1 protein-coding gene is annotated in these 1546 nt (G+C 65.3%); it reads left to right on the forward strand.

From position 1 onward, the window contains the following. The coding region (gene pgm, locus VF497_RS03855) for a phosphoglucomutase (alpha-D-glucose-1,6-bisphosphate-dependent) (RefSeq protein ID WP_330886320.1) at window positions 1-1546 on the forward strand (1546 nt) is incomplete at both ends.

Below are 1546 nucleotides of genomic sequence, written 5' to 3' on the forward strand. Positions count from 1 at the left end.
ACCAAATCCTGCCGCCGGCAAACCCATCGATCCCGCCCAGCTTGCCAATGTGCCGCGGCTGGTCACGGCCTATTTTGCCGGCAAGCCCGATGCCAGCGATCCCACCCAGCGGGTTGCGTTCGGTACCTCGGGCCATCGCGGCTCGTCGCTGAAGAATTCCTTCAATGAGGACCACATCCTCGCCACTACGCAGGCGATCTGCGACTACCGGCGCGAGAAGCGGCTCACCGGGCCGCTGTTCATCGGCATCGACACCCATGCGCTGGCCGAGCCGGCGCTGGCCAGCGCGGTGGAAGTGTTCGCGGCGAATGGCGTCGAGATCATGATCGACGCGCAGGGTGGGTACACTCCGACGCCGGTGATCTCGCACGCGATCCTGAGCTACAACAAGGGCCGCAGCACCGGCCTTGCCGATGGCGTCGTCATCACCCCGTCGCACAACCCGCCGGAGGACGGCGGCTACAAATACAATCCGCCGCATGGCGGCCCGGCCGATACCGACGTCACCGCCGTGGTCGAGAAGAATGCGAACCGCTATATCGAGGCCGGCCTCAAGGGCGTCGAGCGGATGCCCTATGATCGCGCGCGCAAGGCCGCGACCACGCATCTGCACGATTACATCACGCCCTACGTCGCCGATCTCGGCAACACCGTCGATCTCGCGCTGATCAAATCCGCCGGGGTCAAGATCGGCATCGATCCGCTCGGCGGCGCGGCTGTGCATTATTGGCACCCGATCATCGCGCGCTACGGCATCAACGCCGCCGTGGTCAACGAAGCGGTCGATCCGACCTTCCGCTTCATGACCGCGGATTGGGACGGCAAGATCCGGATGGACTGCTCGTCGCCCTATGCAATGGCGAGCCTGATCGGGATGCGCGACCGGTTCGACGTCGCCTTCGCCAACGATACCGATGCCGACCGCCATGGCATCGTGACGCGCTCGAACGGGCTGATGAACCCGAACCATTTCCTCGCCACCGCGATCGCCTATCTGTTTGCCCACCGGCCGCAATGGAGCAAGGACGCCGCGATCGGCAAGACCATCGTGTCGAGCTCGATCATCGATCGCGTCGCCAAGAAGCTCGGTCGCAAGCTGGTCGAGACGCCGGTCGGCTTCAAATGGTTCGTCGAAGGGCTCGGCAGCGGCGGCTTCGGCTTTGCCGGCGAGGAGAGCGCCGGCGCGTCGTTCCTCAAGCGCGACGGCTCGGCCTGGACCACCGACAAGGACGGCATCATTCTCGGCCTGCTCGCGGCCGAGATCATAGCCAAGACCGGGCGTGACCCCAGCGAATTGTTCAAGGAGCTGACCGATGAGCTCGGCGTACCCTATTACGAGCGCATCGATGTCGCGGCGACGCCGAAGCAGAAGAATGCGCTGAAGGCGCTCGGGCCCGAGCAGCTCAACATGACCGAGCTCGCCGGCGATCCCGTGCGCGCGGTCAGGACCAAGGCGCCGGGCAACGATCAGCCATTCGGCGGCATCAAGGTCGAGAGCGAGGCCGGCTGGTTTGCCGCGCGTCCCTCCGGCACCGAGGATGTCTAC

The organism is Rudaea sp. (assembly GCF_036383415.1).
GTDB lineage: Bacteria > Pseudomonadota > Gammaproteobacteria > Xanthomonadales > Rhodanobacteraceae > Rudaea.